This is a genomic window from uncultured Aureimonas sp., assembly GCF_913775355.1.
Lineage (GTDB): Bacteria > Pseudomonadota > Alphaproteobacteria > Rhizobiales > Rhizobiaceae > Aureimonas.
The window spans coordinates 1-3,603 of record NZ_CAJYIU010000327.1 but is presented as its reverse complement, the minus strand read 5'-3'; the positions used below and the strand labels follow the sequence as shown (position 1 = coordinate 3,603).

At 65.7% G+C, this 3,603-nt stretch carries 3 protein-coding genes and 1 pseudogene; 3 read left to right on the top strand and 1 reads right to left on the bottom strand.

Going from position 1 to position 3,603, the window contains the following annotated elements; genetic code table 11:
• Both QZ753_RS20300 and efeO read left to right on the top strand, forming a co-directional pair.
• Positions 1-811 (top strand): Dyp-type peroxidase (locus tag QZ753_RS20300; protein ID WP_294646397.1); only part of this gene is annotated, 811 nt, incomplete at its 5' end.
• Between the two features lie 16 nt (positions 812-827).
• Entirely contained in the window at positions 828-1,649 is an 822-nt protein-coding gene (gene efeO, locus QZ753_RS20295) for an iron uptake system protein EfeO (RefSeq protein WP_294646394.1), read from the top strand.
• A gap of 148 nt (positions 1,650-1,797) precedes the next feature.
• Here efeO and QZ753_RS20290 read toward each other — a convergent pair.
• A pseudogene (locus tag QZ753_RS20290) lies at positions 1,798-2,019 on the bottom strand (IS3 family transposase); the annotation flags it as partial.
• Between the two features lie 572 nt (positions 2,020-2,591).
• Between QZ753_RS20290 and QZ753_RS20285 the strand changes: the two are divergent.
• On the top strand, positions 2,592-3,603 hold a 1,012-nt coding region (locus QZ753_RS20285), incomplete at its 3' end, for a CHASE3 domain-containing protein (RefSeq protein ID WP_294646393.1).

Below are 3,603 nucleotides of genomic sequence, written 5' to 3'. Positions count from 1 at the left end.
GTTTCCCAACGACGCGCTCGATCCGGCGCTGTGCCACGGCGACCTATCGATCCAGATCTGCGCCAACACGCCGGATGCGACGATCCATGCGCTGCGCGACATCATCAAGACGTTGCCCGACCTTCTCGTCATCCGCTGGAAGCAGGAAGGGTCCGTGCCCATCCTGCCGCCGAGCCCGGACGGGCGCGAGGAGAGCGCCCGCAATTTCCTCGGCTTTCGCGACGGATCGGCCAACCCGGATTCACGCGACGCCGGCCTGATGGACGCGCTCGTCTGGGTCGGCACTGAAGCCGACGAGCCAGCTTGGGCGAAGGCGGGCTCCTATCAGGCCGTGCGCATCATCCGCAATTTGGTGGAGCGCTGGGACCGCACGCCGCTCGGCGAGCAGGAGGCGATCATCGGCCGGCAGAAGCCGAGCGGCGCGCCCCTCGGTCATGCCGGTACGGAAGCCGACATTCCGGATTTCGCGTCCGACCCGGACGGCACCGTCACGCCGATGGACGCCCATATCCGCCTCGCCAACCCGCGCCGGGCGGACACCGAGAAGAGCCGCATCCTGCGCCGCCCATTCAACTATTCGAACGGCATCACCCGGAACGGCCAGCTCGACCAGGGCCTCCTCTTCATCGCCTATCAGGCCGACCTCGACGCGGGCTTCATCGCCGTCCAGCGCCGCCTCGATGGCGAGCCGCTGGAGGAATACATCAAGCCCGTCGGCGGCGGCTATTTCTTCACGCTGCCCGGCGTGCGGGACGAGGCGGATTTCCTCGGCCGCTCGCTGCTCCGGGCGGCATCCGACCTGAAAGCCTGACGACGGAGTTCCTTCCATGACGCTGAAGACGCCTGCCATGATGCTCTCCGCCGCCCTCCTGTGCGGCGCGACGCCGACGCTCGCCGAGGTCTCGCCGCTCGACCTCGTGCAGCCGGTCGCCGAGTACAAGCTCTACGTCTCCGACAAGCTGGAGACGCTGACGACCGATACGAAGGCCTTTACCGACGCTATCAAGGCGGGCGACGTGACGCGCGCCAGGGCGCTCTTCGCGCCGACCCGCATGAGCTACGAGGCGGTGGAGCCGATCGCCGAACTCTTCTCCGACCTCGACGCCTCGATCGATTCGCGCGCCGACGATCACGAGAAGCGTGAGGAGGACGAGGGGTTCACCGGCTTCCATCGCCTGGAATACGGCCTCTTCGCCAAGAACTCGACCGAGGGCCTCGCGCCCTTCGCCGACAGGCTGATGGCCGACGTCACCGATCTGGAACAGCGCATCGCCGAACTCGCCCTGCCGCCGGAAAAGGTCGTTGGCGGCGCCGCCGCATTGATGGAAGAGGTCGCCGCGACCAAGATCTCGGGCGAGGAGGACCGCTACAGCGGCACCGACCTCTGGGACTTCAAGGGCAATTTCGACGGCTCGCGCAAGATCTTCGACCTCGTCCAGCCGCTGATCGAGACGCAGGACGCTCCCTTCGTCGCCAAGGTCAACAAGAGCTTCGGCATCGTCGAAACGACGCTCGCCAAGTATCGCGAGGGCGAGGGCTACACCCACTACGAGAAGCTGACGGACAGCGACCGCCGCCTGCTGGCTGCCAACGTCAACACGCTGGCCGAGGACCTCTCGACCCTGCGCGGAAAGCTCGGCCTGAACTGAGGCATTCTCCGGTCGCGGTCCTGACTCGGACTTCGGCCGCGGCGTCCGGAGAGTTCTCGGGCTCTTCCGAGTCGATCCACGAAACTCGGCCGGGGTCAAGTTGCGAGAGGCTCGTGTGCGGACGACGGTGGTCGTCGTCGTCCCGCTAGGCGTCGATCCGTGACCGGGCATCGGCCACGGACAGGAACCGGCAGGCGTTCAAGCATTGGCTGCACAGGCGGGCGTTGAAGGCATTGTCCGTCGGCTTTCCCAGCCTCGAGAAGTCCGGCTCGACCTTGTGCATGTAGGTCCACTGGTCGAGCATCCGACTGGCGAACTCGGGACCGTTGTCCACCCGAATGCTCGCCGGCTTGCCACGGCGGGCGACCAGCCGCTTCGGCTTGGCGTTCTCCGCCGCGAACGGCTTCAGGCACCGGCTCTCCGATACGCCCATTGCGGCATGGGCCTTCCTCCAGCGATGGAACGTCGCCTCGGCAACGCCCGCTCTCGCGCGGATCGTTCCACCGGATCGATCGGTCCCCGCTCGAACTCTGGCAGATCTCGCCGACCAGCGTGCCGTTCTCCGCTCGGCCAGAGGGCAAGGGCGATCTACTCGCTGGTGAACCGGTTCTTGGACTTCGGCTCTCTCCGCTCGTCGAGACATCCTGCCCGAGAACTCTCGCGCCGTCCGGACCGGTCCCACGGGTCAGGACCAGCCATTCCCCTCGAACGATCGCTACCTCCGCGCACGACCTCTCCACGCCGATCGGTTACTTGGAATTGCGCGACAGACTACCCGTCAAAATCCGATACGTATTTTCACTTACCGGATTTCCGAAGCATCCTTGCGATCATCCGCCCATTCTACACATCAACACTACAAGTCGTTAACTTCAGTCAGCCAAACATTCCCTCGGGTGACGGCACCGTGTTGTCCGTCCGAAGGGAGGCGCGAGAGCGCTCATGTCGATGCTTCAGCATCTTCCGCTGTCGAGAAAGCTGGCCTTCAGCTTCGTCACCATCATCGCCATTTCCGGAACGGCAAGTGCCGTGTCCTACTACAACAACGAGATCGCCCGCGATGCCGCCGGGTGGAACGACCACACGTTCCGCGTCATGGAGAAGATCAGCGCCGGCAGGATCGCCATGGTCAACCAGGAGACGGGCCTTCGTGGCTTTCTCATCTCCGGCGACGAAAACTTCCTCGAGCCATATGATGCAGGCCGCATCGCGGTCGGTCAGGCCATCGACGCCGTTGCGCAGCTGACATCCGACAATGCCCGACAGCAAGCACGCGTCCAGGACCTGCGAGGCGAGATCGCTCGCTGGCAGACCGAGATCGCGGGCCGGGAAATCGAGGCGGCGCGTGCCGGAAACATGGACGCCGCCAGGCGAATGGAAGCTTCCGGTGTGGGCAAGGCGTCGATGGACAGGATTCGAAACATCCTCTCGGAGATGGACGGCGAGGAGAGCAGCCTCCTTTCGAAACGGGCCGAACTCGCGGACACATCGAGCGAGACCGCCAGGTTGATGATCATCCTCGGCGGACTGGCCTCCGTGGTGGCTGCAGCAGCGATGGCGTTCTGGATGTCGCGCCTCGTCACGAAACCGATCGTTTCGGTCACCGGCGTGATGCGGGAACTGGCGGAAGGGAACCTGTCGGTCGAGGTGACAGGGGCCGATAGACGCGACGAGATCGGCGGCATGGCGCGCACGGTGCAGGTGTTCAAGGACGCGGCGGTGCAGAACAAGCGCCTGGAAGCCGAGGCCGAGGCGGCCCGCGCCGCCGAGCTCGCCCGGCTAGAGCGCGAGGCGGCGGCCGAGCGGGTCAAGGCGCAGGACCTTGCCGCCTTCGTCGCCGGCATCGAGGGCGGCTTCGCGCGTCTGTCGGCGGGCGACCTGACGGCCCGCATGGACGAGGCGGTGGCCCCGGAGTTCGAGCCGATCCGCGAACAGTTCAACGGGTCCGTCGGCA

What these genes read in the sequence shown, in the direction of transcription:
- efeO (WP_294646394.1), top strand. Translation starts at nt 828, where the DNA reads ATGACGCTGAAGACGCCTGCCATGATGCTCTCCGCCGCCCTCCTGTGC.